Origin of the sequence: Streptomyces sp. NPDC046909 (assembly GCF_040644695.1) — a bacterium.
In the GTDB taxonomy this organism is placed as follows: Bacteria; Actinomycetota; Actinomycetes; order Streptomycetales; family Streptomycetaceae; genus Streptomyces.
In genome coordinates, this window is sequence record NZ_JBEYXC010000006.1 from 314,078 (window position 1) to 339,723 (window position 25,646).

The 25,646-nt window shown below is 67.8% G+C and carries 21 protein-coding genes; 13 read left to right on the forward strand and 8 right to left on the reverse strand.

Features of this window, described 5'->3' with window-relative positions:
- Positions 1-250: 250 nt before the first annotated feature.
- From ABZ928_RS22165 to ABZ928_RS22180, 4 genes are all read right to left on the reverse strand, one after another.
- Positions 251-2,446, reverse strand: coding sequence for an aminobutyraldehyde dehydrogenase (locus ABZ928_RS22165; protein WP_361521481.1), 2,196 nt, complete (start codon positions 2,444-2,446; stop codon positions 251-253).
- A 17-nt stretch (positions 2,447-2,463) separates the two neighbouring features.
- Positions 2,464-3,363 (reverse strand): dihydrodipicolinate synthase family protein, encoded by a 900-nt coding sequence (locus ABZ928_RS22170; protein WP_361521484.1) that lies wholly within the window; start codon positions 3,361-3,363, stop codon positions 2,464-2,466.
- Positions 3,364-3,438: 75 nt separating this feature from the next.
- Positions 3,439-4,827: an NAD(P)/FAD-dependent oxidoreductase gene (locus tag ABZ928_RS22175; protein WP_361521487.1), complete on the reverse strand. Its 1,389-nt coding sequence runs from the start codon at positions 4,825-4,827 to the stop codon at positions 3,439-3,441.
- Positions 4,828-4,964: 137 nt separating this feature from the next.
- On the reverse strand, positions 4,965-6,335 hold the full coding sequence (locus tag ABZ928_RS22180; protein WP_361521490.1) for an MFS transporter: 1,371 nt from the start codon (positions 6,333-6,335) through the stop codon (positions 4,965-4,967).
- Positions 6,336-6,685: 350 nt separating this feature from the next.
- On the opposite strand from ABZ928_RS22180, the gene ABZ928_RS22185 reads away from it, so the two are divergent.
- From ABZ928_RS22185 to ABZ928_RS22205, 5 genes are all read left to right on the forward strand, one after another.
- Entirely contained in the window at positions 6,686-7,354 is a 669-nt protein-coding gene (locus ABZ928_RS22185) for a GntR family transcriptional regulator (protein ID WP_361521493.1), read from the forward strand.
- A gap of 480 nt (positions 7,355-7,834) precedes the next feature.
- Entirely contained in the window at positions 7,835-8,770 is a 936-nt protein-coding gene (locus ABZ928_RS22190; RefSeq protein WP_361521496.1) for a transporter substrate-binding domain-containing protein, read from the forward strand.
- Entirely contained in the window at positions 8,770-9,741 is a 972-nt protein-coding gene (locus ABZ928_RS22195) for an amino acid ABC transporter permease (protein ID WP_361521499.1), read from the forward strand. The genes ABZ928_RS22190 and ABZ928_RS22195 overlap by 1 nt, the downstream gene beginning before the upstream one ends.
- Before the next feature lie 22 nt (positions 9,742-9,763).
- The gene (locus tag ABZ928_RS22200) at positions 9,764-10,570 is read left to right on the forward strand and encodes an amino acid ABC transporter ATP-binding protein (protein WP_361521502.1); all 807 of its coding nucleotides are present in this window, start codon (positions 9,764-9,766) and stop codon (positions 10,568-10,570) included.
- Positions 10,571-11,143: 573 nt separating this feature from the next.
- Positions 11,144-11,383 (forward strand): hypothetical protein, encoded by a 240-nt coding sequence (locus ABZ928_RS22205; protein ID WP_361521505.1) that lies wholly within the window; start codon positions 11,144-11,146, stop codon positions 11,381-11,383.
- Positions 11,384-11,592: 209 nt separating this feature from the next.
- Here ABZ928_RS22205 and ABZ928_RS22210 read toward each other — a convergent pair whose 3' ends face one another.
- The 3 genes from ABZ928_RS22210 to ABZ928_RS22220 all read right to left on the reverse strand — a co-directional run bounded on the left by ABZ928_RS22210 (position 11,593) and on the right by ABZ928_RS22220 (position 13,798).
- Entirely contained in the window at positions 11,593-12,177 is a 585-nt protein-coding gene (locus tag ABZ928_RS22210) for a TetR/AcrR family transcriptional regulator (protein ID WP_361521508.1), read from the reverse strand.
- A gap of 262 nt (positions 12,178-12,439) precedes the next feature.
- Positions 12,440-13,090 carry a 3-oxoacid CoA-transferase subunit B gene (locus ABZ928_RS22215; protein ID WP_361521511.1) on the reverse strand — a complete coding sequence of 217 codons (651 nt, stop codon included), beginning with the start codon at positions 13,088-13,090 and terminating at the stop codon, positions 12,440-12,442.
- 3 nt (positions 13,091-13,093) lie between these two features.
- Positions 13,094-13,798, reverse strand: a complete 705-nt coding sequence (locus ABZ928_RS22220; protein ID WP_361521514.1) for a CoA transferase subunit A — start codon at positions 13,796-13,798, stop codon at positions 13,094-13,096.
- 157 nt (positions 13,799-13,955) lie between these two features.
- Here ABZ928_RS22220 and ABZ928_RS22225 point away from each other — a divergent pair, with 157 nt between their 5' ends.
- The 8 genes from ABZ928_RS22225 (at position 13,956) to ABZ928_RS22260 (ending at position 25,307) form a co-directional block, all read left to right on the forward strand.
- Complete coding sequence (locus ABZ928_RS22225) at positions 13,956-14,729, forward strand: IclR family transcriptional regulator (protein ID WP_361521517.1); 774 nt, start codon at positions 13,956-13,958, stop codon at positions 14,727-14,729.
- Between the two features lie 139 nt (positions 14,730-14,868).
- The gene (locus ABZ928_RS22230) at positions 14,869-16,038 is read left to right on the forward strand and encodes an SRPBCC family protein (protein ID WP_361521520.1); all 1,170 of its coding nucleotides are present in this window, start codon (positions 14,869-14,871) and stop codon (positions 16,036-16,038) included.
- A gap of 25 nt (positions 16,039-16,063) precedes the next feature.
- Positions 16,064-16,993 (forward strand): 3-keto-5-aminohexanoate cleavage protein, encoded by a 930-nt coding sequence (locus tag ABZ928_RS22235; RefSeq protein ID WP_361521522.1) that lies wholly within the window; start codon positions 16,064-16,066, stop codon positions 16,991-16,993.
- Entirely contained in the window at positions 16,980-17,939 is a 960-nt protein-coding gene (locus ABZ928_RS22240) for a 3-hydroxyacyl-CoA dehydrogenase NAD-binding domain-containing protein (RefSeq protein WP_361521525.1), read from the forward strand. The genes ABZ928_RS22235 and ABZ928_RS22240 overlap by 14 nt, the downstream gene beginning before the upstream one ends.
- Positions 17,940-18,538: 599 nt before the next feature.
- Entirely contained in the window at positions 18,539-19,627 is a 1,089-nt protein-coding gene (locus ABZ928_RS22245; RefSeq protein ID WP_361521528.1) for a glycine betaine/L-proline ABC transporter ATP-binding protein, read from the forward strand.
- Complete coding sequence (locus ABZ928_RS22250; protein WP_361521530.1) at positions 19,627-21,636, forward strand: ABC transporter permease subunit; 2,010 nt, start codon at positions 19,627-19,629, stop codon at positions 21,634-21,636. Before ABZ928_RS22245 ends, ABZ928_RS22250 begins: the two co-directional genes overlap by 1 nt.
- Positions 21,637-21,653: 17 nt before the next feature.
- A complete protein-coding gene (locus tag ABZ928_RS22255; protein WP_361521533.1) occupies positions 21,654-22,619 on the forward strand; it encodes an ABC transporter substrate-binding protein in 966 nt (321 codons plus the stop codon).
- Positions 22,620-22,856: 237 nt separating this feature from the next.
- Positions 22,857-25,307 carry an FAD-dependent oxidoreductase gene (locus tag ABZ928_RS22260; protein WP_361521535.1) on the forward strand — a complete coding sequence of 817 codons (2,451 nt, stop codon included), beginning with the start codon at positions 22,857-22,859 and terminating at the stop codon, positions 25,305-25,307.
- A gap of 124 nt (positions 25,308-25,431) precedes the next feature.
- Here the strand turns inward: ABZ928_RS22260 and ABZ928_RS22265 are convergent, their stop codons facing one another.
- Positions 25,432-25,584 carry a hypothetical protein gene (locus ABZ928_RS22265; RefSeq protein ID WP_361521537.1) on the reverse strand — a complete coding sequence of 51 codons (153 nt, stop codon included), beginning with the start codon at positions 25,582-25,584 and terminating at the stop codon, positions 25,432-25,434.
- Positions 25,585-25,646: the final 62 nt, after the last annotated feature.

The window sequence follows — 25,646 nt, forward strand, 5'->3', positions numbered from 1 at the left end:
TGAAACGGGTGACCGCCGCAGGCAGGTTTCCCGCCCGCGAGGGCGCCGCAGTGGTCACGACGTTCGCCTCCCAATCGCAAGGGCTGGATGACCAGGTAGCGCCAGCTGGCGACCGGCTAGTTCCGCGGCCGTACGGGCCCCCGAGGAGAGAGAAATACGTGAGGCGGCTCGTCGACTCCGTCACACAGGCCCGTCACGATGGCCCGGCCCATCTCGCCCACCCCGATGATGCCGATGCACTTCACCGGAATCAGCGCTCGTGGTTGTGCATGACGTGTTTGGTGCGTGAGTAGTCGTCCAGGGCGTAGATGGACAAGTCCCGGCCGTAGCCGGATCCCTTGAAGCCGCCCCAGGGGACCTCGCTGGCCAGTACGAGATGGGAATTGACCCAGACGGTACCGAAGTCGAGACGTGCGGCGACGTCGTGGCTGCGGCGGGCGTTCTCCGTCCAGACGGATGCCGAGAGGCCGAGCGGGACGTCGTTGGCGCGCCGTACCGCTTCGTCCTCGTCGGTGAAGGTCTCGACCGTGATGACGGGGCCGAAGATCTCCTCGCGTGCGGCTTCGGCTCCTTCGGGGACGTCGACCAGTACGGTCGGGGCCACGAAGTATCCCGGCCCGTCGAGGGCCCCGCCTCCCGTCGCCACGCGGATGCCTTCTTTCTTCGCGCGCTCCAGATACCCGGTGACCCGGTCGAAGTGGGCCTTGGAGACCATGGGGCCGACCTCGACGTCCTCGCCGGCCTGCGGTTCGCCGACAACCAACGCTTCTACCTCGTCCACGAGTTGCTCGACGAACTGGTCGGCAACCGATGCGTGGACGAGGACGCGGCAGGCGGCCCCGCACTCCTGGCCGGAGTTCCAGAAGCTGGCCACGCGGAGCGATGATGCAGCCGCCTCGAGGTTGGCGTCCGGGAAGATCACCACAGGGGCCTTGCCGCCGAGTTCGAGGTGTACGCGCTTGAGGCTGTCGGCGGCGGCCCGGGCGACGGCGCGGCCGCTGCCGACCGATCCGGTCAGGGCGATCATGTTGATGTCCGGGTGCTCGGCGAGCCGGGCGCCGACGGTCGGGCCGTAGCCGTTCACCACGTTCAGCACGCCGGCCGGCAGGAGGTCGGCGACGAGTTCGGCGAGCTTGAGCGTGGTCAGGGGGGTCTGCTCGGACGGCTTGAGGACCAGGGTGTTGCCGGCGGCGAGGATGGGGGCGATCTTCCAGACCGCCATGAGCAGGGGGTAGTTCCACGGGGTGACCACGCCGATCACGCCGAGCGGTTCGCGCAGGATGACCGACAGGTGGTTCTCGGCGTAGTCGCCGGCGGCCAGGGAGGTGGTCGCGCGGACCGCGCCGGCCATGAAGCGGAAGGTGTCGATGGCCTGGCTGACGTCGTCCTGCGACACCGCGAGCGGCTTGCCGGTGTTCGCCGACTCCAGCCTGGCCAGGAGGTCGCTGTGCTCGGTCAGTCGGTCCGCGATGGCGTGCAGCAGCTCGGAGCGCTCCTTCGGGACCAGCCGCGCCCACCCGGCCTTGGCCGCCACTGCGGCGGCGACCGCCCGGTCGACGTCCTCGGCGGTGCCCTCGGGAATCCGGGCGATCACGGCCTCGCTGCTCGGGTCGACGACGTCGATGTATCGGTCGGTCGATCCCTCGACGAAGGCCCCGTCGATGAAGTGCCGGGCCGGAGGAAGGTCAGCCTCGGTGATCAGGGGCTGTGCGTCGGTTGCGCGTCGCACGCCACCCGTTGTGGGGTTCGCGGTAGTGGTCATGATCGGTGACTCCTTTGAGCGTGGTCGTGTGGGACAGCTGGCCAGTCGACAGTTCGGCCGACGCCGTGTGCCTCGGCCTGCTGGTAGATGCGCCGGGCCTATGACGTCCGCCTTGGTGATCTCGTCGCTCAGGGAGTCCATTGGTTCGACGTCGTATCCCTGCTCGTGCAGGCGGCCGACGGCGGCGTCGAGCGACGGTCGGCGCGGTGACCACATTCCGGTCCAGGCGTAGGACCTGTTCCGGTGCAGTGCCGCGATGTGCGCCTGCCCCTGGACACCGGATCCGAGTACGAGGAGGCGGGCCGCCTCGTGCCGGGCCAGCGCTTCCACCGCGACCGCGCTCGCCGCGGCCGTGCGCAGCGTGGTGAGCGCGGTGCCGTCCATGAAGACCAGCGGGACGCCGGTGTGGGGGTCGAGCACGGTGACCACGGCGTTTATGGTCGGCCAACTTGTCCCCGAGTTCCCGGGGTTGATGCTCCCGAACTTGCAGACGGGGCCGCTGGTGCGGTCGAGGCGAGCCGCGTAGCAGAAGACAGTGTCGGGGTCGTCGGCGTGGCCGCCGAGGATCTTCTCGGGCTGCCACGCCTCGCCCCGCGCGAGAGCGATGAACGCCGCTCGTTGCGAGGCGATCGCGGTGTCGATGTCGAACAGGGTTCGTACGTCGTGCCCGTCGAGGAATCTCATGGCAGCGGCGCCGTATGTCACTTTGCCGCGTTCAGCTGCGGCAGCGCCTCGACCAGGGCGGTGATCCGGGCGGTGGTGGCGGCGTCCAGCCCGAGGAGCGGTTCACGGGGCTCGCCGACGGGGATCCCGGCCGCGTTCAGGCCGACCTTCACCGCCTGGATGAACGGGGCGGACATGATCGCGTCCATCAGCGGGTAGATCGCCGCCCACTCGGCCTGCGCGCGGTCGAGGTCACCGGCGCGCAACGCCCGGTGGATGGAGACGAGTTGGGCCGGCATGACGTTCGCGGTCCCGGCCATGACACCGGCGGCACCCTCGGAGATCGCCTGGAGCAGCAGGCTGTCCCAGCCGACGAAGGTGGAGATGACGTCGCCGTAGTTGTGGATCAGCTGCCCGGCCTGGGCCATGTCGGCGCTGGTGTCCTTGATGTACTGGATGTTCTCGACCTCGCGGGCGAGCCGGCCGACGGTCTCGGGGGAGAGGTTGACGCCGGTGGCGCCGGGCAGGTTGTAGAGCATGATCGGAATATCCACGGCGTCCGCGACCGTGCGCAGGTAGTGCAGCGTCTCGTCGAGCGTGAGCGGCTCGTAGTACGGGGCGACCACCATCAGCACCGAGGCTCCGGCGGTCTCCGCGTGGCGGGACAGTTCGACTGCTTCCTTGGTGCTCAGCGCGCCGGTCTGCGCGACGACCGGTACCCGTCCGGCCGTCTGGTCGACGACCGTCTCGACGACCAGGCGCCGCTCGGCTCCGCTCATCGCCGCGAACTCACCGGTGGATCCACAGGCGACGACACCGTCAACCCCGCCGTCGATACTGCGGTCGACTACACGGCGCAGGACCTTCTCGTCGATCTGCCCGTCCGCGGCGAAGGGGATGGCAAGTGCGGTCAGGACACCGCTCAGCTGTGCCGACATTCTGAATCTCCTCAGGTGAAGCTGTAAGGGGGAGCTGTAGGGGGAGCCGTCGGAGCTCCGAACGAAGCGGCGGACTTACGGCGCGCTCGGCGCCGGCGCCCGGTCGCGCGCCGCGGTCTGCCGTCCGGTGGCAAGCAGGCTCCGGACCTCGTGAGCGGCGGACAGGCCGGTCTGGATCGCGGTCTCGGTGTAGAGGGTGCCGAGGTAGTCCCCGGCCAGGAGCACCCGGCCGGTGCGGCGGGTCAGCGTCTGCTGCAGCCTCCCGCGGCCGGGGAAGCAGTAGGGGGCGCCTGTGGGCCAGCGCTGGACCTCTGCCTCCACGACGTTGTCGGCGAAGCCGGGCAGTACCTGGTCCAGGTCGTCGAGGTAGATCCGCTGGATCTTGTCGTCGTCGTGCTCCAGCAGCTCGCGCGCCAGGCTGCCCGGCGAGAAGGTCATGATGCTGCTGCCCGGCCGCCGTTCCGGCGCGTAGCCGTGGACGACGTTCGACATGTTCAGCGCGACGTTGAAGGACCGCTTCGGCGTCGCGATGCCGTAGGCGTCGTCCCAGACCTGGCGTCCGGATTCGTTGCTGAGGAACGCCGCGCTCACATACGGCCCGTAGACGATCTTCGACAGGGCCTCGCGTACGTCGCTCTCGAGGTCGACCGCGATGCGGTGGCTGACGGTCGCCGGCGTGGCCAGGACCACGTAGCGGGCCTGGACCTCCTGCTCCACCCCGTCCTGACGGTAGCGGACGACGACCGAGTCCTTCTTGTGGACGATCTCGTCGACCGTGGCGTTCAGCCGCACTCGGTCCGACAGGGGTGCGGCGATGCTCTCGGTGAGGGTGGAGGGGCCGCCGAGGATGCTCTGCGAGAGACCGCCGCCGATGTTCCACACCAGGCTGAAGTAGCCGACGCCCGCGCCCGCCGAGAGCTGGTCGATGTCGGCGGAGGAGCGGGTCACCGTGGGCTTGAACAGCGCCTCGGCGTCCTCGGGCAGGTCGCCGATGAAGTCCTTGAAGGAACGGTCGTTCATGAAGTTGTAGATCCGCTGCTGGTGCTGCGCCGCGGTCTCGTTCCGCCGTCGCTGCACGATGCGGGCGTAACGGGCCACGCGCAGCGCGACCTTGGCGCCCGCCTTGACCATGCCGACCCGCGACTCCATCGACATCGGGATGCGGAACGGGTAGGTCTCCACGCGTCCCTTGAGCAGCAGCTTGCCGTTCATCGACAGCCCGGCCAGCGAGCCGGGCACCGGCACCGAGTCGACGCCGGTGTTGTCCAGCAGCCACGACGTCGCCGAGTTCCCGCCCGCGTAGACGTGTCCGCCCCAGTTCATCCAGTACGGTCCGCGACGCTCCGACCGGATGCGTCCGCCGACCCGGTCCCCCGACTCGAGCAGGAGCGTGTTCCAGTGCCGCAATCGCCAGCCGGCGGCCAGTCCGGCAATGCCGCCTCCGACGATCACTACATCTTTCATGGGTAACCTCCTGCGGATTTTACGGGTGCGGGGTTGAAAAATCGGGGCGATGTCCCGTGGTCGTGCCGATAGAAACGACGACCTGTCCCGCGTTGCGGGCCGACCGGGCCAGACAGATTGGGAGCCCGACCGACCGGTCAGACGCGCGCGGTGCGACTCACGGACTCGGTGGTACGAGGTGACAGTGCGGCGGCCTCGGTGAGGGTCATGCCGCGGGTCTCGGGCGCCCACAGGACCGAGACCACGGCGCCGACCGCGTTGATGACGGCTGCCGCGAGCATGGTGCCGCCGATGCCCCAGCTGGTCAGGGCCATGGGGACAAGGTAGGTGCCGACGGCGGCGCCGATCCGGCTGGCGGAGGAGGCGAGGCCGACGGCGGAGCCGCGCACCTCGGTCGGGAACAGCTCGTTCGGGTAGACCCACTGCAGGATCTGGGTGCCGCCGATGATGATCGCGTACGTGGCGAAGAGGACCATGATCACGGCTGCGGGGGCGCCGGGGAAGAGGCCGAGCAGCAGCAGGGCCAGGCCCGACCAGACGAAGCTGTGGATGACCAGGGGGCGCCGGCCCATGCGGTTCACGAAGAACAGGGAGATCACACAGCCGATGAGGAACATGACGGTGATCAGGGCTGACCCGACGTTGGCCAGCGATCCTTCGAGGTTCAGGGCGCCGAGGATCTTCGGGCCGAAGGCGTAGATGGCGAAGAGCGGGACGATGGAACAGGTCCAGAAGGCGGTGATGTAGAGCATCCGGCCGCCGTAGCCGGAGCGGATGATCGCCTTGAGGTCGACGTTCTCGCGCTCCTCCGCCTCGTCCGGCATGTCGGCGATCGTCACGTCGGGGCCGTAGACCCTCTTCAGGACGGCCTCGGCCTCCTCGGTGCGACCCTTGTTCGCCAGCCAGCGCGGGGACTCGGGCGTGCCGTGACGCAGCACCACGATGATCGTGGCCGGCAGTGCGGCACTGGCGAGCATCCAGCGCCAACCGTCGTCACCGGTCTGCAGCAGGGCCTCACCGACGATGTACGCCACCGCGGCGCCGACGAACCACATGACGACCAGACCGCCCAGCAACGGTCCCCGGTAGCGACGCGGGGTGAACTCGGCCAGCAGCGAGGTGGCGATGGGGTAGTCCGCGCCGACCGCCATGCCTATCAGCAGACGCAGGATGAACAGCCACACCGGATCGTCGGCCCAGAACTGCGCGACGGAGCAGCCGATGATGGCGATCAGGTCGATGGTGTAGAGAAGCTGCCGGCCGAACTTGTCCGTCAGCCAGCCGCCCGCGAACGCACCGAGGAAGATCCCGATGAGCGCGGAGGCGCCGATGAGGCCCTCGGCGGAGTCCGAGAGGTTCTGCTGGTCGGTGATCTGCACCATGGCGACGCCGATGATGCTCAGGACGTATCCGTCGAGGAACGGACCTCCGGAGGAGTACAGCGCCAATTTCTTGTGGAAGCGCGACAGGGGCGCGTCATCCAGTCGGTTTCCTGCGGTTGCGGTCATCACAGCCTCCGGGAGCGGATCCCGGACTCACCGTTCAAGGGTAGGTCCAGGCCGGGTGGGGGTTGATGTCTTGTCGTCGGTGCCGGACGCCCGGTCCTGACGTGACCTGGGGGTCAGCGTGTCGGCCGGGCGGGGGGACGTCGTCACGCGATGGCCGGGGAGCTCCGGTCTCACCCGGGTTGCCCGCCACCATAGGATGTGATCACAGATCACACAATGGTTGGAGAGGAGTTCAGGTGGAGTTTTCCAAGGAGGCCGCCCACGGGGTGGCACAGCCGAGGGACACGGCTGACGTCAGCGTTCGTCGAACCACTGCCGCCGACCAGCCTGTTTATGATTCAGTCGTGCGTATGTCCAAACGTGTCGAGCCGTCGCGCTCTCTCACCGACCAGGTGTACGCGGTGCTGCACGAGGCGATCACGAGCGGCGAGTATCCGGCCGGCTACCGCTTGCGTATCCGTGATATCGCCGCCGAGGTCGGAACCAGTGTGATGCCGGTGCGCGAGGCCATCCGGCGCCTCGAGGAGGCCGGCTTCGCCGAACGCGTTCAGCACAAGGGCTCGGTCGTCAAGGGCCAGCACCTCGACGAGCTGCTGTACATATACGACACTCGGCAGATCCTGGAGGTCGAGGCCGCGCGCCGAGGCGCCGCACAGATCGGTGAGGCCGACGTCGCCCGTATGCGCGAGGAGTTCGAGCTGATGCGGCGCGCGATCACTGAAGGCGCCGTCGTCCCGTACTTGGACCACGACGAGGCCCTGCTGACCATCCTCTACGAGGCGGCCGGCAACCCCGTGCTGCTCAACACCATCCGCACTCTGTGGGAGCACTGCCGCGCCTACAAGATCGTCGGCGCGCGGGCGTCCCTCGGCACCCCCGGCGACAATTCGCTCTGGCGATACCAGGAGCAACTGCTCAAGGCCGCCCATGCGCACGACCCGGAGGCGGCGGCCGCCATCAACAACGATTCGCTGGCCAACGCCACCGACCGGATCAAGGCGCAGCTGGTCTCGCGGTAGGCACCCCGGCCGGGTCCGCCTTCCTTTCCCCGCCGCTCCTGAGTGACAGGCCCCCTCAGGCGCGGGGTTCCGGCCTGCGCAGGCCCAGGCGGATGACCCCGACGTGGCGACGATGGCGACCACTGAGCAGATCGACGTGATCACCGGCTGCCCCCGGTCCATCGACGTCGTCGTCGGCACGTGACTGGCCACTTTCAGCCTGACGCGGACAGGTGCTCCCCACGCGTCCCCGGTTTCACCCTCGGGATCGCCGTGATCGCCGTGATCGCCCACCGCACTCCGGCACCCAATTCGTTACCCGGAGCTTTCCGCAGGTCAGGGCAGCTGTTGCAGGTGGCAGGCCGAAAAAGATCTGTGATCACATCTTGTCAGACCTCCCTGAAGGTGCGAAGTTACCTGCCATCACCCAGCCCTGAGACATCCGGAACAGGGCCTATGTCGGGATAAATCCGCTCGGGCATTTCAGCCACAGGGAGAGTCATGAAGCGTCTACGCGATTCACGTCTGGTTCGCTTCGGGGCGATCGCCGGATCCGTTGCCCTGCTGGGGTCGACGGCGGCGTGCGGGTCGTCATCCACCACCGATTCGTCCACCACCGCGGCGGACAAGGCGTCGAAGAAGGTCGACTCGATCGCCGCCATGGTTCCCAAGTCCATTGCCGAGAAGGGGACCTTGACGATCGCCGCCGCCACCTACCCGCCGGCGGTGATCGAGCCGGAAAGCGGCGGCACTCCCACCGGTTGGGACATCGAGAACGTGCGGCAGATCGCCGCTGTGCTGGGCCTGAAGGTCAAGGTCAAGATCGCCCCGTTCAACGGCATCATCGCCGGACTGCAGGCTGGCCGTTACGACGGCGCGACCGGAGAGATCTACGCGACGCCCGAGCGCACGAAGACCGTCACGTTCGTGACCAACCACGCATCGGCCGACGCCCTCATGGTCCCCGTCGGCAGCAAGATCACCAGTGCGGCCACCGACACGGACCTCTGCGGTCGCACGCTGGCCGCTTCGCTCGGTTCCGCCGAGGCGGCGCTGGCCGACAAGATCGCGGGCAAGTGCAAGAGCGCCGGCAAGAGCGCGATCAACGTCAGGACCTTCGAGTCGCAGGCCGAGGTCAACCTCGCCCTGAAGGGAGGCCGGGTCGACGCGGCGGTGAGCAGCGCGAGCCAGGTGGCCTATGTGATGAGCCAGGCCAAGAACCAGTTCAAGCTGGTCGAGCTGCCGTGGGCCCCCCAGTACAAGACCGGCTTCGTGCTCCCCCGCAACAGTGACACCGCGAAGTTCGCCAAGGCGGTTCAGGCGGCCACCGACCACCTCATCGACAACGGGGACCTGCAGAAGATCCTCGACAAGTTCAACGCCGGCCAGGGACTGATCAAGAAGGCCGAGATCCTTCCCTCCACCGGAGGCAACTGATGAAATCAGCCACCGTCCTGGACTCCACACGCGTGGACCCCTCGGCCACCCCGCCCTCGGAACTCGTGGCGATGCGGCATCCCGGCCGACTCCTGGCCGCCCTGCTCCTGCTCCTCGCCGCGGCGAGTCTGGGCTACTCCGCGATCACCAACCACAACTTCGAGTGGCCGGTCGTCTGGGACTACCTGTTCCACCCCAAGATCATGGCGGGCCTGCGCACCACCCTGGTGCTCACCGCGGTGTCCATGTCTCTGGGCATCATCCTCGGCGTCGTCCTGGCGGCCTGCCGGATGTCGGAGAACCGGGTGCTCTCCACGCTCTCCGGCGCCTATCTGTGGTTCTTCCGCGGTACGCCGCTCCTGGTCCAGCTGATCTTCTGGTTCAACCTGTCGGCCCTCTACCCCCGCCTGTCGCTCAGCGTGCCGTTCGGCGGACCCGAAATCGTGGGCGCGTCCACCAACAGCGTGCTGAGTCTGTGGGCCGTCGCCATCATCGGCCTGACCCTGAACGAATCCGCCTACATGGCTGAGATCGTGCGTGGTGGCCTTCTCTCGGTGCCCAAACACCAGGGCGAGGCCGCCGTGGCGCTCGGCATGAACCGGTGGCAGACCTTCAGCCGGGTGGTCCTGCCGCAGGCCCTGCGGGTGATCGTCCCGCCGACCGGCAACCAGGTCATCGGCATGCTGAAGCACTCCTCGCTGGTGAGCATCATCGCTCTCTCCGACCTGCTGTACTCGGCCCAGCTGATCTACTCGCAGAACTTCCGCACCATCCCGCTGCTCGTCGTGATCTCGATCTGGTACCTGGTGTGCACCACGGTGCTGTCCTACGCCCAGAGCCACATCGAGCGTCACTACGGGCGCGGCGTCCACGTCGGCCCGCACCGGCCCGGCGGACTCGCGACGCTCCGCTCGCTCGGCTCCCGGCTCTCACAGCGGTCCCAGCCGAACGACACCCCGAATCCGGCGTAACGAAAGGACCGGTGAAGATCCGATGAGCGCACCGACATCCGCGCCCGGCAGCACCGACACCGCAACGACCGATCCCATCGTCCGGATCATCGACCTCCACAAGAGCTTCGGACCGGTCGAGGTCCTCAAGGGCGTCGACCTGGAGGTACACCGCGGGCAGGTGGTCGTCATCCTCGGGCGGTCCGGCTCGGGCAAGAGCACCATGCTGCGGTGCGTCAACCACCTCGAACGCCCCTCCAAGGGCACCGTCGTCGTCGACGGCGAGGTGATCGGTTACCGCATCAAGGGCGACAAGCTGCACGAACTGCCGCCGGCGGCCATCGCGAAGCAGCGCACCAAGACCGGCATGGTCTTCCAGGCCTACAACCTCTTTCCGCACATGACGGTGCTGGAGAACCTCATCGAAGCGCCACGCCGGGTCAAGGGCGTGAACAAGGCCGAGGCCGTGGCCGACGCGATGCAGGCCCTGGAGGAGGTGGGCATGGCCCACAAGGCCGACGTCTACCCCAGCACCCTCTCCGGCGGCCAGCAGCAACGCGTGGCGATCGCCCGTGCCCTCGTCATGAAGCCCAGCATCATGCTCTTCGACGAGCCGACCTCGGCCCTGGACCCCGAACTGGTCGGTGAGGTCCTGAACGTCATGAAGCGGCTGGCGACAAGCGGTATGACGATGATGGTGGTCACCCACGAGATCGGCTTCGCCCGCGGCGTCGCCGACGAAGTGGTCTTCATGTCCGAGGGCAAGCTCGTCGAGAAGGGCCCGCCGTCCCAGGTCATCGACGCACCCGTCCATGAGTCCACACGCACGTTCATCGACAGCATCCTTTGACCATCGCGCCGCTCTGCATTGAGGCAAGCTGGCGCCATGAACGGGGGCCATGGCACTCACCGGATGCGGAAACACCCGGTCGGGCCAAGGCATGTCCCTCTTCGCCGACGTTCAGATCTCATGCGGAGCCGGAGCCGACGCGCGCCCCCGCCTCCGCACCGCGCTGCGCCCATTGCAACAAGCCTGCCCGCCCATGACGGGTCAAGATCGAACGCTGCATCCGCCACGCCATCGCTCGTTTCCCCGACGACGTCACCCACCCTGTGGACCACCTTGACAGGCAGGTCGGACCCGGCCCCTGGGGGAAGGTGACCTGCATCGCCGAACTCGTGGGCCGCGGCGGAACGGCTCGGAACGGCAACGGTGGTCGCCGCGACCTCCTCAAGCCGCATCGGAACCCGCCGCCTCCCTCGCCCGAGCACGGGGGCGGGTGTGCCGACCGTCGGGCCGCTGCAGGGCAGAGCGCCGACCGGAGGTTCGGCGCATGATGGAGGCGGACTGAAGAACCTGGGGGCGAGCTCGGGGGCCCTGGCCTGACCCGGGCGGGAGACACCGAGACGATGGGACGGGGCGATGACGACGGTCCCGGAGGATGCCCTGCCCGAGGGGCTGGGGCGCCAGATGGACGTGCAGCGCATGGCCCTGGCGGTGCTGGACGAGCCGGGACTGGTCGCCTGCTGGACCGCCGCGGCGGAACACTTGGTCGGCTACTCGGACAAGGAGATTCTGAACCTGTTTAAATGTCGACGGCGGAGGCACCGCCGCTTCAGCCGTGGCCATCGACGTCGATCGCACATCGTTTGCCGTTCATGACGCGATGACCTGGGCGGGATGGCTTTGTGCCGACGTCGGCGAGAACTCGCCCGGGCAATCAGCCGTCGCCTCGTCGCATCCGGCATCCAGGCCCGCGTCACCGAGTACGACGGCGAAATCGAGGTCACCTGGCCGAACGGAACCCTGCGCGTCCGCATCACCGAACGAACAACCAGGGGCTCGAAATCCCGGACGCTCGGCCGGATCGGCTAATCAGCGAGGGCGATTTCCTCACACCTCTTGACACTCCTCCGGATCGACGTCTGGTCGAGTCCGAGGAGCGCCGTCAGCCACAGGCCGTTCTGCAGCACATCGATGTCCGCCGCCCGTCGATTGGACTCACCCCGTGAGATCGCCGGGCGCGCCGCCCTGATCAGTGCGGCAAGTCCAGCCCTGTACTTCTTCTGCGCCGCTGTGTTGATATCGGCGAAATCCTCGTGGGCCTGGGCGAGGGCCCACAACTGAAGTCGCAACGACAGGTACTCGGCCGTCAGGAACCGGGGTTCCGCGATACGGCGGAGCGCGAGACGCACCTGCTTCTCCGGAGGGAGAGATTCATCGACGGCAAGCAGGGCGACGTCCTGCTCCTCGATCCGGTGCAGCACCGCCCGGATCAGGGTGGTCTTGTCCTCGTAGTGGTAGTTCACGAGGCCCAGGGCGACCCCGGCCTCGCGGGCCACTGCACGCATGCTCACGCCGGAAATGCCGTGACGCGCCAGCAGATTCAGCGTCGCGTCGAGGATCCGAACCTGCCTATCCACCGGCTGATCGTTGTTTTCCGCGTGAGCATCCATGCCGCAAGACTAATCAACCAGAGCTTGTCCTCCGTAAGTGGTCCGCCGGGCCAACCGGCGCCTGACCTGGGTCGCCGACTATTCGCTCCTGGCGGGCCCGGGAGGCGGCGAGGCGATTGAGGGTGAACGCCGCCCGCGTGCGGTCGGCGTCTGAGGGCACCTCGCAAACGCGTCTGCGTCGCTCGACTGACCACGCCCGGTGGCGCCCTCGCAGACCGCTCAGCCCAAGCAGATGCCTCCAGACCGACCGAGCCGGGTGCACCTACGGCACGACGGCCGCGAGGTCGCTTGTTATGGGGGCAGCGGTCTTGTCGCGGACTTCGCCAGGTGTCACGCCTGGGGCGGTTCGGACGAGGTGGAGTCCGGCGGGGGTGATGTCGAGAACGGCGAGGTCGGTGATGATGCGATCGACGACACCGGCGCCGGTGAGGGGGAGGGTACAGCGCTCGACGATCTTGGGGCTGCCGTCTCTCGCGACATGATCGGTGATCACGACAATGCGGCGGGTGCCGGCGACCAGATCCATGGCGCCCCCCATGCCCTTGACGAGTGCGCCTGGGACAGTCCAGTTGGCGAGGTCGCCGTTGGCGCCGACCTGGAGCGCGCCGAGCAGGGCGATGTCAATGTGTCCGCCGCGGATCATGCCGAAGGAGGTGGCGGAGTCGAAGAAGCTGCCGCCGGGGGAGAGGGTGACGGTCTGCTTGCCGGCGTTGATGAGGTCGGCGTCCTCCTCGCCCTCGAGTGGGAAGGGACCGAGCCCGAGGATGCCGTTCTCGCTCTGCAGGGTGACCCGCATCCCGTCGGGCACGTGGTTTGCGACCAGCGTGGGGATGCCGATGCCGAGGTTGACGTAGTCACCGTCGCGCAGCTCGCGGGCGGCGATGGCGGCCATCTCGTCGCGTGTCCAGCTCATGAATCAGACCTCGGCCTTCGGACGTACGGTGAGCTTCTCGATGTCCTTGACGCGGTCGCGTGCTTGGACGAGGCGGTTGGCGAACACCCCGGGGGTGACGACGACATCCGGGTCGAGGTGGCCATTGAGGACGATCTCGGCCTCGACGACGCTGGTCCGGCCGCAGGTGGCCACGAGCGGGTTGAAGTTCCGCGCGGCGTAGCGGTACGTGAGATTGCCGACCGCATCGGCGGTGTGCGCGTGCACGAGCGCAAGGTCGGCGACGATGCCTCGTTCCTGGACGTAGCGCACGCCGTCGAACTCGGCGTGCGGCTTGCCCTCGGCGACGGGGGTGCCGACCCCGGTCCGGGTGTAGAAGGCGGGAATGCCGGCGCCGCCGGCCCGCATCCGTTCGGCGAGTGTGCCCTGAGGCACGAACTCCACGTCGAGCCTGCCGTCGAGGTACTGCTGGGCAAACAGCTTGTTCTCCCCCACATAGGACGCGAGCACCCTGCGCACCTGTCCGTTCTCCAGCAGCAGTCCCAGGCCCCTGCCGTCGACACCCATGTTGTTGGACACGATCGTGAGATCGCGTACCCCGGAGTCGCGCACGGCTTCGATGAGGTCGTTCGGGTTGCCACTGAGGCCGAAGCCCCCGACGGCGATGGTGATGCCGTCGGCGAGCACGTCGGCGAGGGCCTCCGCGGCATTGGCGTATCTCGTGGTCACGCGAGCTTCCTTCCATCCGTCTGTCCAACGAACGCCAGGGGAGCCAACGTCGCGACCCCGTATAGCGTCAATGGCAGGGCGTTTTCTCGGCGGGAACTTCTCAGTCACTGAGCGGTCGACGGAAAGGTGTTCACTGAGTGAACGTAAGGTAGGGGGCATGGCTGCCCCTCCCGCTCATGTGACCGGCCGGGTCGCCGCCGTGCTGCGGGCCTTGTCGGCTGCCCACCGCACGGGCGCGTTGACCTCGGAGGTCGCGCGGGCGAGCGCGCTGGCCCGCCCCACCGCACACCGGCTGCTCGTGGCATTGGCGGACGAGGGCTTCGTGGACCGTGATCACCGCACCGGGCAGTGGTATCTCGGGCCGGAGCTGTACCTGCTCGGCGAGGTCGCGGCTCAGCGCTACGACGTCACCCAGTACGCGCGAGCCAGCGTGCACCGGCTTGCTGCGGCCGCCGGGGAAAGCGCCTTCTTCTCCGCACGCCGTGGGGACGAAACGGTGTGCCTGCTACGCGAGGACGGCGACTTCCCGATCCGCTCGTTCGTGCTCTACGAGGGTGCGCGGTTCCCGCTCGGCGTCGTCTCCGCCGGTCTCGTCGTGCTGGCCATGCTGTCGGACCGAGAGATCGACGATTACCTGCGACAGACGGATCTCACCGTTCAGTGGGGCCCGCAGCACCACGCAGATGCTGTGCGCGAGCGGATCGCACGCACCCGCGAACTCGGATATGCCGTCAACCCCGGTCTCGTCGTCGAAGGCAGCTGGGGTATGGCCGCCGCGGTGTTCAACCAAGCCGGCGAACCCGCGTGGGCACTGACCCTGACCGGCGTCGAATCCAGGTTCCGCGACGACCGCCGCCCCGGCATCGGAGCCCTCCTGCTGAAGGAGGCGCATGCCCTGACGCAGCTCCTCCAGACCCGCTACCAGCAGTGAGTGATCCGTCGGGGGAACGTCCGTCGGGGGCAGGTCGGCGTGGACGCGCTGTCGTCCCACCATTCCGGCTTCGGCTCGACTGAACGAATGTCCAGCCGAGGGCTTGAACGTTCGTTCAGTCGGGTTCTACTATCCGGGCATGGTTCCAATCACCGTCTCTGACGTGCATGAGATCGAGAGCGGGTTCGATGATGATCCGGCCCGTTCCATGTCCCTTCGAGCCGAGGCATACACCGAGCCCAAGTGGCTGGACGCGGACCTGCGGGGGATCTTCGCCAGGACCTGGCAGTGGATCTGTCACGGGGAGAAGCTGACCGCTCCGGGCAGCTATGTGTCCGCCTCCGTGGCGGGTATGCCGATCGCGGTCGTCCGCGACCGCGCCGGGGGCCTGCGGGCCTTCTACAACGTCTGCAAGCACCGGGCCCACGAGCTTCTCTCGGGCTCGGGCACCACCCGGACCATCGTGTGTCCGTACCACGCCTGGTCCTACGGGCTGGACGGCACGCTGAAGGCCGCCCGCCGCGCCGATGCCATGCCGACCTTCGACAAGTCCGAGATCTGCCTCGACCAGGTGCTGGTGGAGGAGTTCGGCGGGATGGTCTACGTCAATCTGGACACGACGGCCGCGCCCCTCGCCGAGCAGGCGGGTGACCTGGCGGCCGACATCGCGCGGTGGGCTCCCGACGTGGCTGAGCTGACGCATGCCAAGCGCCTCACCTACGAGGTGCGCAGCAACTGGAAGAACGTGATCGACAACTTCCTCGAGTGCTACCACTGCCACATCGCGCACAAGGAGTTCGTCGATCTCGTCGACATGGACACCTACGAGGTGAAGACCCACGGGATCTGGTCGAGTCACTTCGCCAAGGCCGGCACGCACGAGAACGTGGCCTACGACGTGTCTCAGGCGACGGTCAACGACCATGCCGTGTGGTGGCTGTGGCCCAACACCTGCCTGCTTCGCTATCCGGGCCGGGGCAACTTCATGGTGTTCCAGGTGATCCCCGCGGGCCCGGACCGCACGCTGGAGACCTGGGACTTCTTCCTCGAGACCACCGAGCTCAACGAAGCCGAGACGCAGGCGGTCCGATACATCGACGATGTCCTGCAGGTGCAGGACATCACCTTGGTCGAGAGCGTCCAGCGAGGCATGAACACGCCCGCCTTCGACCAGGGTCGCATCGTGTACGACCCGCAGGGCACCGGACTGTCCGAACACGGCGTCCACCACTTCCACGGCCTGGTGCTTGACGCCTACCGATCGCTGGTCGGCCTGGAGCAGGGCACACGGACAAAGGCGCTCTCGTAGCGGCCCCGAACTCGTAAGGACACCCATGCCGAAGCCAGTGATCATCACCTGTGCCCCCACCGGCGGAATTCACACGCCGACGATGTCCCCGCATCTCCCGGTGACGCCCGAGGAGATCGCACAGGCATCGATCGAGGCGGCGGATGCCGGAGCGGCCATCATCCACCTCCACGCCCGCAACCCCCAGACCGGGCAACCCGACCCGCGCCCGGAGCTGTTCCAGCAGTTCATGCCGCAGATCTCGGCAGGCTGCGACGCGGTACTGAACGTGTCCACCGGCGGCGGCCTCGGCATGTCGCGCGAGGAACGCCTCCGGGCGGCCGTGGCGACCTCCCCGGAGATGGCCTCCCTCAACGTGGGCTCGCTGAACTTCGGGATCTTCCCGATGCTGGCGAAGTACACGGACTGGAAGCACGACTGGGAACCCGCGTTCCTCGAGTCGACTCGCGACCTGGTGTTCAAGAACACCTTCGCCGACATCGAGTACGTCGTGAAGGAACTCGGCCAGGGACATGGCACCAAGTTCGAGTTCGAGTGCTACGACCTCGGGCACCTCTACAACCTCGCCTGGGTGGTCGACCAGGGTTGGGTCGAACCGCCGTTCTTCGTCCAGATGGTCTTCGGCGTTCTCGGCGGTGTCGGAGCGGACCTCGACAACCTCCTTCACATGCATACCGTCGCCGACAAGCTTTTCGGGGACAGCTACGAGTGGTCCGTGCTGGCCGCCGGCCGCCATCAGATGTCGTTCGCGACCCAGGCCGCGATGCTGGGCGGCAACCTCCGCGTCGGCCTTGAGGACAGCCTGTTCATCGGACCGGGACAGCTGGCCCCCTCGAACGCGAGCCAGGTCCGAAAGATCCGCGACATCATCACCGCCTTGGGCCATGAGGTCGCGACACCGGCGCAGGCCAGGGAACGACTCGCCCTCAAGGGAGCCAACCATGTCACCTTCTGAGACCACCGAACCCTGGCCCGATCCCGCCAGTGTCACCCACGTCGCAGCGCTCGGCGGAGGAGTGATCGGCCAGAGCTGGACCGCACTCTTCCTGGCCGCCGGCAAGTCCGTCGCCCTCTACGACCCCGACCCCACTGCCGAGCAGAGGGTTCGGGAGGCGATCGAGCGCGCCTGGCCGGTGCTGCACGAGCTTGGACTTGCGGCGGAATCCCGCCCCTCGGACAAGCTGACGGTGTGCGATGACCCCCGCGCCGCAGTCGAAGGGGCGGACTTCGTCCAGGAGAGCGTGCCGGAGCGGCTCGAAATCAAGGACGGGCTCTATGAACTCATCGAGCCCGTTCTCGGCGAGGCCACCCTCGTCGCCTCGTCGGCCTCAGGCCTGACGCTGAGCGAGCTTCAGCGCGGATGGAACGATCCGGCTCGACTCGTCCTCGGACACCCGTTCAATCCACCGCACCTGATCCCGCTGGTCGAGGTGATGGGCAACGAACGAACCGATCCGCGGGCCGTGCCGTGGGCGCGTCGGTTCTACGAGACGCTCGGCAAGGTGACCATCGAGGTCATGCGCGAGGTCCCCGGCCACGTGGCCAACAGGCTGCAGGCCGCGCTCTGGCGGGAGGCGATCCATCTGGTCAACGAGGGCGTGGCCAGCGTCGAGGGCGTCGACACGGCTGTGTCCGCGGGACCCGGACTGCGCTGGGCCGCGATGGGGCCGACGCTCCTGTTCCATCTCGGCGCCGGGGAAGGAGGCCTGGCCGCGTTCTGCGATCGATACTCCGAGAGCTTCAACCGCTGGTGGGACGACCTCGGCGACCCGCGCCTCGATCCGTCAACGGTCGAACGCCTCGTCCTCGGACTGGCCCAGGCCAAGGGGGACGCATCGGTCGAGGACCTCGCCGAGCAGCGCGATGCGCTGATCCAATCGTTCATTATGGCGAAACGCTAGGGCCATCCTTCCTCTGCCAGGCTGCCCTGGCAGAGGAAAGGGCATCGGGCCTTCGGGGAGATCGGAAACGCTGAAGCGGGATCTCATAAAGAAACACGATCCCGTGGCCGGCCATCCACAACACGGGGAGTCACTCACGTGCATTAGCGGCACGAGGCGACCCGCGCGAATATGTGGACCTTCACCGTCGCTCAGAAAAGGAGCGACGTGCGACGTGGTCGTGGTGCAATACCGCATGCGATTTCAAGGGTGCACGGCGGCTGCTCGCATGGCGAAATTATCACCGACAACCCCTTGTCCTGACTTCTCTGATTCGCGAGAGTGTTCCACCGTAAGTAATGCGGTAAAGAATGGAATACCACTCGGAGGTACACCTGCGCGTGGCAGATCTGCATGACGGTGAAGGGGGCTGGCCGGTGGGTGGCTGCCGCTGGAACACCGCTGTCCCGCGTATTTGCTCACCGCCCTCCTCACCGGGCGGATGATCATCACGACATCGCAGACGTGGCCTCCCGCTCCGCTTCTACGGCGAGAAACCAGAACATCCAACCCCGGCCGCAGCACTGGTTCCGCGGCTGAACGCCGAAAAGAGGTCGATCGTGACCCCCACACAGACCGAGGTGCCGCAGCGGCGCGGCACGCCCCAGGACTCGGACGGCAAGGCCGTCATATCCGTGCGCAATCTGTGGAAGGTGTTCGGGCCGAAGGCCGACCGGGTGCCGGAATCCGAGGAGCTGTGCGGACTCAGCCGACGTGATCTCATGGACCGCACCGGATGCACCGCCGCCGTACGCGACGTCAACTTCGAGGTCGCGCCCGGTGAGGTCTTCGTCGTCATGGGCCTGTCCGGCTCGGGCAAGTCCACACTGGTGCGATGTCTGACCCGGCTGATCGAACCCACCTCCGGTGAGGTCGTCTTCGAGGGCCAGGACATCCGGCAGGCGGACGCGGCCCGGTTGCGGGACCTGCGCCGCCGTAAGTTCTCCATGGTCTTCCAGCACTTCGGGCTGCTGCCGCACCGCCGTGTGGTGGACAACGTGGGCTTCGGCCTGGAGATCCGCGGCATGAGCAGGGCCGAGCGCACCAAGCGGGCCCTGGAAGTCGTGGAGTTGGTCGGCCTGGCCGGCTACGAGAACTCCTACCCCGACCAGCTCTCCGGCGGTATGCAGCAGCGCGTCGGGCTCGCCCGGGCACTGGCCGGCGACCCGGACGTGCTCTTCTTCGACGAGCCGTTCTCCGCGCTCGACCCGCTGATCCGCCGGGACATGCAGAACGAGGTCATCCGGCTGCACCACGAGGTCGGCAAGACCATGGTCTTCATCACCCACGACCTCTCCGAGGCGCTCAAGCTGGGCGACCGCATCCTGATCATGCGCGACGGCAAGATGGTCCAGTGCGGCACCGGCGACGAGCTGGTGGGCGCCCCCGCCGACGACTACGTCCGCGAGTTCGTCAAGGACGTGCCGCGCGGCGACGTGCTCACCTTGCGCTGGATCATGCGGCCGCCCGCCGACGGCGACGACCTGGACGGACCCGAACTGGGCCCGGACGTCGTGGTGCGCGAGGCCACCCGCGTGGTCCTCGCCGCAGAGAAGCCGGTCAAGGTCGTCGAGAACGGCAAGCTGCTCGGCATCGTCGGCGACGAGGAGATCCTCGCGGTGGTCGCCCGGCAGGAAGGCGGCGCGTGATGACCGTCGCCGTGGAGAGGACCGACAAACCCGGGACGTCCCCGGTTGTCGAGGAGCCCGCTCCCGTCAAGGCCGAGCGCAGGATCAGCCGGTCCATGGTGGTCGGCGCGATCCTCGTCGTCTGGCTGGTGTTCTTCGCCGTCCTGCGCGGCAAGCAGACCCTGTCGCTGGCGGCGGCGGACCTGACCGATCTGCACCGGTGGTTCAACGATGTCAACGACTCGGTCGGCGCGAACCGCAACTCCAACCCGCTCTTCCTCTACTTCTTCAACGAGATCCGCCTGGTTATCGACTCCTTGGTGACCTTCGTCCAGGACCTGATCTCGCAGCCCTCCGGCGACCGCCCGGTCCCGCAGGTCGGCTGGCTCGGCGTCGTGGGCATCGCCGGCTACGTCTCCTGGGCCGTCGGCAACTGGCGGGTCGCGCTGCTCGCGGTGGCCGGCTTCATCTTCCTCGGCCTGCAGGGCCTGTGGCAGGAGTCCATGGACACGCTGGCGCTGACCGTCTCCGCGGTCCTGGTAGCGCTGTTGTTCGCGATCCCACTGGGTGTGTGGGCGGGTCTGTCCGACCGGTTCAACCGCGTCGTGACGCCGTTCCTGGACTTCATGCAGACGATGCCGACCTTCGTCTACCTGGCCCCGCTCACACTGTTCTTCCTCATCGGCGGCGCCTCCGCGGTGATCGCCACCGCGATCTACGCTGCCCCGCCGGCGATCCGCATCACCGCGCACGCCATCCGTTCGGTGCCCGAGACCACCGTCGAGGCGGCCGACTCGCTGGGCGCGACCCGCTGGCAGGCCCTGCTGAAGGTCCTGCTGCCGATGTCCAAGCGGACCGTGGTGATGGGAGTCAACCAGTCGATCATGGCCGCGCTGGCCATGGTGACCATCGCCGCCCTGATCGACGCGCCCGGCCTCGGCAAGACCGTCGTCCAGGCGCTACAGTCCCTCGACGTCGGTACGGCCTTCAACGCGGGCCTGTCCATCGTGGTCCTCGCGATCATCCTCGACCGGGTCACCACCGCGGCCAGCGCCCGCGCGGAAACCGCCCAGAACTCGGGGAGCCGCTTCGCGGGCTGGCGGCGCCCGCTGCTGGGCGCCGGGGCGGCCGCCACCGGCGTCCTGATCTACATGTCGCACACCTACGTGTGGGCGGCGGAGTTCCCGGGCGAGGGCAGCGTCGGCAGTTCCATCGCGAAGGCCGCCGACACCGCGACCACCTGGGTCCAAGACAACCTGTCGGGCTTGACCAACGCGATCCGCGACGTCATCACCAACGGTCTGCTCAACCCCTTCCAGTCGCTGCTCACCGACTCCCCGTGGTGGCTGGTGGCCGCCGTGCTCATCGGCCTCGCCGTGGTCCTCGGAGGCGTGCGCGCCAGCATCACTACGGCCGTGTGCGTGGGCCTGCTGGTCGGCACCGGGGTGTGGTCGGACGCGATGACGACGACCGCGTCGACCGTCGTCGCCACGGTCCTTGTGATGCTGCTGGGCGTGGTCTTCGGCGTGTGGATGGGACGCAGCACGCTCGTGGACCGGATGCTGCGGCCCACCCTGGACGCGGCCCAGGTCATGCCGCCGTTCGTCTATCTCGTGCCGTTCCTCGCACTGTTCGGTGCGACCCGGTTCACGGCGATCGTGGCCGCCATCGTCTACGCGGCCCCCGTCGCCATCAAAATCATCGCGGATGGGGTGCGCAACGTGCCCGCAACCACGGTGGAGGCGGCCACCTCGGCCGGCTGCAACACCTGGCAGCTGATCACCAAGGTCCAGCTGCCGATGGCACGCAGCGCCCTGACCCTCGCGACCAACCAGGGCCTGATCTACGTGCTGGCGATGGTCGTGGTGGGCGGTCTGGTGGGCGCCGGCGCCCTCGGGTACGACGTCGTGGCCGGCTTCTCGCAGGGCCAGCTGTACGGGAAGGGACTGGCGGCGGGTCTCGCCATCGTCCTGCTCGGTGTCATGTTCGACCGGATCACTCAGGCAGCGGCTCGCCGCACCAGCGCATGAAAAGGGAGCACCACATCATGGCAAGACACTGGCGGGCCGGCGCGGCCGGCATAGCGGTCCTCGGCCTCACCCTCACCGCGTGCGGCGGCGCCAAGGTCGGCGACGACAGCAGCGCGGCCGGTGCGGGCAGCTCCGGCAAGTGCGGCACCTTCAACCTCGCGGTCAACCCCTGGGTGGGCTACGAGGCGGACGCGGCGGTCGTCGCGTACGTCGCCGAGAACGACCTGGGCTGCAAGGTCAACAAGAAGGACCTGAAGGAAGAGATCGCCTGGCAGGGCTTCGGCACCGGCGAGGTCGACGCGGTCCTGGAGAACTGGGGCCACGACGACCTGAAGAAGAAGTACATCACCGACCAGAAGACCGCTGTGGAGGCCGGCTCGACCGGCAACAAGGGGATCATCGGCTGGTACGTGCCGCCGTGGCTGGCGAAGGCCCACCCGGACATCACCGACTGGGAGAACCTCAACAAGTACGCCGCCAAGTTCAAGACCTCCGAGTCGGGCGGCAAGGGACAGATCCTGGACGGCGACCCGTCGTACGTCACCAACGACGCGGCGCTCGTGAAGAACCTGAAGCTGGACTTCAAGGTGGTGTACGCGGGCAGCGAGACAGCCCTCATCCAGGCCTACCGCAACGCGGAGAAGAACAAGGAATGGGTGATCGGCTACTTCTACGAGCCGCAGTGGTTCCTCTCCGAGGTCCCGCTGGTCAAGGTGAACCTCCCGGCCTACAAGGCGGGCTGTGACGCCGACGCGGAGAAGATCGCCTGCGACTACCCCGAGTACGACCTCGACAAGATCGTCAGCGCGAAGTTCGCCAAGTCGGGCAGCCCCGCCTACAACCTGGTGAAGAACTTTAACTGGACGAACGACGACCAGAACGAGGTCGCCAAGTCCATCGCGGTGGACAAGATGACCCCCGAGGCGGCGGCCAAGAAGTGGGTCGACGCCAACCGCGACAAGGTCGCCGCCTGGATCAAGTGACGACGGCGGGCGGTGGACCGTACGGAGCCGACAACGGGCTCTGCCGAGGCTGCCCCAGCGCGTAGGCGACGGGGCAGCGGGTTGTGTTGCGTTGATCAGTACTGATCCCTGGGTCTGTATCACCACCAACGTTGTGAAGTTCTCTGCTAAAGCGTGCCCGCAGACGGCCGTTCGGAGCAGTCACGAAAGAAGCCGTCACCACTGAACCGTCGCCCATGAAGAACTGGAGTTTCCGCCATGGCAGCGCAGCCCAAAGTGGTTGTCATCGGAGCCGGCATCGTCGGTTGCGCGCTCAGCGACGAGCTCACTGAGCGCGGCTGGACCGATGTCACGGTCCTGGAGCAGGGCCCCCTCTTCGCCACCGGCGGGTCCAGCTCCCACGCCCCCGGTCTGGTCTTCCAGGCGAGCCCGTCGAAGACCATGACGGAGTTCGCCTCCTACACCGTGCAGAAGTACACGGACCTCACCCTGGATGGTCAGTGGTGTTTCCAGCAGGTGGGCGGCCTTGAGGTGGCCACCACTCCGGAGCGGCTGGCCGAGATCGAGCGACGGCACGGCTGGCTCACCTCCTGGGGCGTGTCCAGCCGGCTTCTGACGCCCGAAGAGGCCGTCGCGGTGCATCCGCTGGTCGACCAGGAGCAGATCCTCGGCGCCTTCCACATCCCGAGCGACGGCCTCGCCAAGGCACTGCGCGCCGGTGAGGCCCAGGCCCGCCGGGCGATGGAGCGCGGGGCGCGCTTCCTGCCCCACCACACCGTCACTGGCATCGAGTCCTCCGGCGACCGGGTCACCGGTGTCGTCACCGACCAGGGCACCTTCGGGGCGGACATCGTCGTCTCCTGCGCCGGTTTCTGGGGGCCGAGGATCGGCGAGATGGCCGGGGTGAGTGTCCCGCTGGTCCCGCTGGCCCACCAGTACGTCAAGACCTCGCCGCTGGCCGCGCTCGCCGGGCAGAACACGGAGGCGCTGGAGGCGTCCCGGCCGATCCTGCGCCACCAGGACCGCGACCTCTACTTCCGCGAGCACGTGGACCGCATCGGCATCGGCTCCTACGCGCACCGCCCGATGCCGATCCGTGTCGACGACGTCGAGCACCCCCGTGACTCCGTGGACCAGCCCTCCAAACTCGCCTTCACCGAGGAGGACTTCGCCGCGGCCTGGGCCGACTGCAAGCAGCTTCTGCCCGCGCTCGCCGAGGCCAAGGTGGAGGAGGGCTTCAACGGGATCTTCTCCTTCACCACCGACGGCATGCCGCTCATGGGCGAGGCCCCATCGCTGAAGGGCTTCTGGGTCGCCGAGGCGGTCTGGGTCACCCACTCCGCCGGGGTGGCCCGGGCGATGGCCGAGTGGCTGATCGAGGGCACCCCGCGCACCGACGTCCACGAGTGCGACCTCAACCGGTTCGAGGAGCACCAGCTGGCCCCGTCGTACGTGCAGCAGCGCTCGTGCCAGAACTTCGTCGAGGTGTACGACATCCTTCACCCCCTCCAACCGGCCGAGGCGCCGCGTCAGTTGAGGCTGAGCCCGTTCCACGACCGCCAGCGCGAGCTGGGCGCGGTCTTCCTGGAGGCGTCCGGCTGGGAGCGCCCGCACTGGTACGAGGCCAACAAGGACCTGCCGGAGGTCGAGGGTGTCCCGGGCCGGGGGGAGTGGGCCTCGCGCTACTGGTCCCCGATCGCGGGCGCCGAAGCCCTCGTCACCCGCGAACGGGTCGCGATGTACGACATGACGGCGCTCAAGCGCCTGGAGGTCACCGGCCCCGGCGCGCTGAACTTCCTCCAGTATCTGACGACCAACCAGCTCGACAAGCCGGTCGGGACGGTCGTCTACACCCTGCTCCTGGAGGAGACCGGCGGCGTCCGCAGCGACCTCACCATCGCGCGCCTCGGCGAAGAGCGTTTCCAGATCGGTGCCAACGGACCGCTGGACCTGGACTGGCTGACCCGTCACCTGCCCGACGACGGCTCGGTGCAGGTCCGCGACATCACCGCCGGAACCTGCTGCATCGGCGTCTGGGGCCCCCTCGCCCGCGAACTCGTCCAGCCGCTGACCGACACGGACTTCTCCCACAAGGGCTTCGGCTACTTCAAGGCCAAGCACGCCTACCTCGGCGACGTCCCCGTCACGGCCATGCGCCTGTCCTACGTCGGCGAACTCGGCTGGGAGATCTACACCACGGCCGACCAGGGCACCAAGCTCTGGGACACCCTCTGGGAGGCCGGACAGTCGCTCGGTGTCATCGCCGCGGGCCGCAGCGCCTTCAACAGCCTGCGGCTGGAGAAGGGCTACCGCTCCTGGGGCACCGACATGACCGCGGAGCACAACCCGTACGAGGCGGGCATCGGCTTCGCGGTGCGCATGCAGAAGGGCGACTTCCTCGGCCGCGAGGCCCTGGAGGGGATCGACCCCGAGAACGTGTCGCGACGGCTCGTCCCGCTGCTCCTGGAGGACGGCGAGGCCGTGGTCATGGGCAAGGAGCCGGTGTTCGTCGACGGCGAGCCCGCCGGGTACGTCACCAGCGCCGCCTACGGCTACACGCTCGGCCGGTCCATCGCCTACGCGTGGCTGCCCCGGGCGGCCGCCGTCGCCGGTACGACCGTGCAGGTGGGGTACTTCGGTGACCGGCTGTCCGCCACGGTCGCCGAAGAGCCGCTGTTCGACCCCAAGATGACCCGCATCCGCCGGTGACGGACGTTCCGGTGCCGCCTGCCGGCGGGTCGGCGCCCGAACTCACCAGGGTGCGTGGTGTACGGCTGTGTGAGCCGCGGAGCTGTCAGTACCTGATTCGGTGCGAGTCACCAATGGGTGGCGATCACCACAGAAGTCTGCAACAGGGGTCAGCACTCGTGATGGGCTTGTCGGTTGCCACATACGCTCGATGTGCGATCGAGCGCAGCAGATCGGGACTCGCCGTGGCGAGATTGGCCTCGGCACGGGCGTGCAGGGGCACGTCGGGCGCGGTCATGGTGCTCATCTCCTTCGGGTTTCGACACCTCGAAGATCATCCGGTGGCCGTTCATCTATACG

What these genes read in the sequence shown, in the direction of transcription:
- ABZ928_RS22165 (WP_361521481.1), bottom strand. Translation starts at nt 2,446, where the DNA reads ATGAGATTCCTCGACGGGCACGACGTACGAACCCTGTTCGACATCGAC.
- ABZ928_RS22170 (WP_361521484.1), bottom strand. Translation starts at nt 3,363, where the DNA reads ATGTCGGCACAGCTGAGCGGTGTCCTGACCGCACTTGCCATCCCCTTC.
- ABZ928_RS22175 (WP_361521487.1), bottom strand. Translation starts at nt 4,827, where the DNA reads ATGAAAGATGTAGTGATCGTCGGAGGCGGCATTGCCGGACTGGCCGCC.
- ABZ928_RS22180 (WP_361521490.1), bottom strand. Translation starts at nt 6,335, where the DNA reads ATGACCGCAACCGCAGGAAACCGACTGGATGACGCGCCCCTGTCGCGC.
- ABZ928_RS22185 (WP_361521493.1), top strand. Translation starts at nt 6,686, where the DNA reads ATGTCCAAACGTGTCGAGCCGTCGCGCTCTCTCACCGACCAGGTGTAC.
- ABZ928_RS22190 (WP_361521496.1), top strand. Translation starts at nt 7,835, where the DNA reads ATGAAGCGTCTACGCGATTCACGTCTGGTTCGCTTCGGGGCGATCGCC.
- ABZ928_RS22195 (WP_361521499.1), top strand. Translation starts at nt 8,770, where the DNA reads ATGAAATCAGCCACCGTCCTGGACTCCACACGCGTGGACCCCTCGGCC.
- ABZ928_RS22200 (WP_361521502.1), top strand. Translation starts at nt 9,764, where the DNA reads ATGAGCGCACCGACATCCGCGCCCGGCAGCACCGACACCGCAACGACC.
- ABZ928_RS22205 (WP_361521505.1), top strand. Translation starts at nt 11,144, where the DNA reads ATGACGACGGTCCCGGAGGATGCCCTGCCCGAGGGGCTGGGGCGCCAG.
- ABZ928_RS22210 (WP_361521508.1), bottom strand. Translation starts at nt 12,177, where the DNA reads ATGGATGCTCACGCGGAAAACAACGATCAGCCGGTGGATAGGCAGGTT.
- ABZ928_RS22215 (WP_361521511.1), bottom strand. Translation starts at nt 13,090, where the DNA reads ATGAGCTGGACACGCGACGAGATGGCCGCCATCGCCGCCCGCGAGCTG.
- ABZ928_RS22225 (WP_361521517.1), top strand. Translation starts at nt 13,956, where the DNA reads ATGGCTGCCCCTCCCGCTCATGTGACCGGCCGGGTCGCCGCCGTGCTG.
- ABZ928_RS22230 (WP_361521520.1), top strand. Translation starts at nt 14,869, where the DNA reads ATGGTTCCAATCACCGTCTCTGACGTGCATGAGATCGAGAGCGGGTTC.
- ABZ928_RS22235 (WP_361521522.1), top strand. Translation starts at nt 16,064, where the DNA reads ATGCCGAAGCCAGTGATCATCACCTGTGCCCCCACCGGCGGAATTCAC.
- ABZ928_RS22240 (WP_361521525.1), top strand. Translation starts at nt 16,980, where the DNA reads ATGTCACCTTCTGAGACCACCGAACCCTGGCCCGATCCCGCCAGTGTC.
- ABZ928_RS22250 (WP_361521530.1), top strand. Translation starts at nt 19,627, where the DNA reads ATGACCGTCGCCGTGGAGAGGACCGACAAACCCGGGACGTCCCCGGTT.
- ABZ928_RS22255 (WP_361521533.1), top strand. Translation starts at nt 21,654, where the DNA reads ATGGCAAGACACTGGCGGGCCGGCGCGGCCGGCATAGCGGTCCTCGGC.
- ABZ928_RS22260 (WP_361521535.1), top strand. Translation starts at nt 22,857, where the DNA reads ATGGCAGCGCAGCCCAAAGTGGTTGTCATCGGAGCCGGCATCGTCGGT.
- ABZ928_RS22265 (WP_361521537.1), bottom strand. Translation starts at nt 25,584, where the DNA reads ATGACCGCGCCCGACGTGCCCCTGCACGCCCGTGCCGAGGCCAATCTC.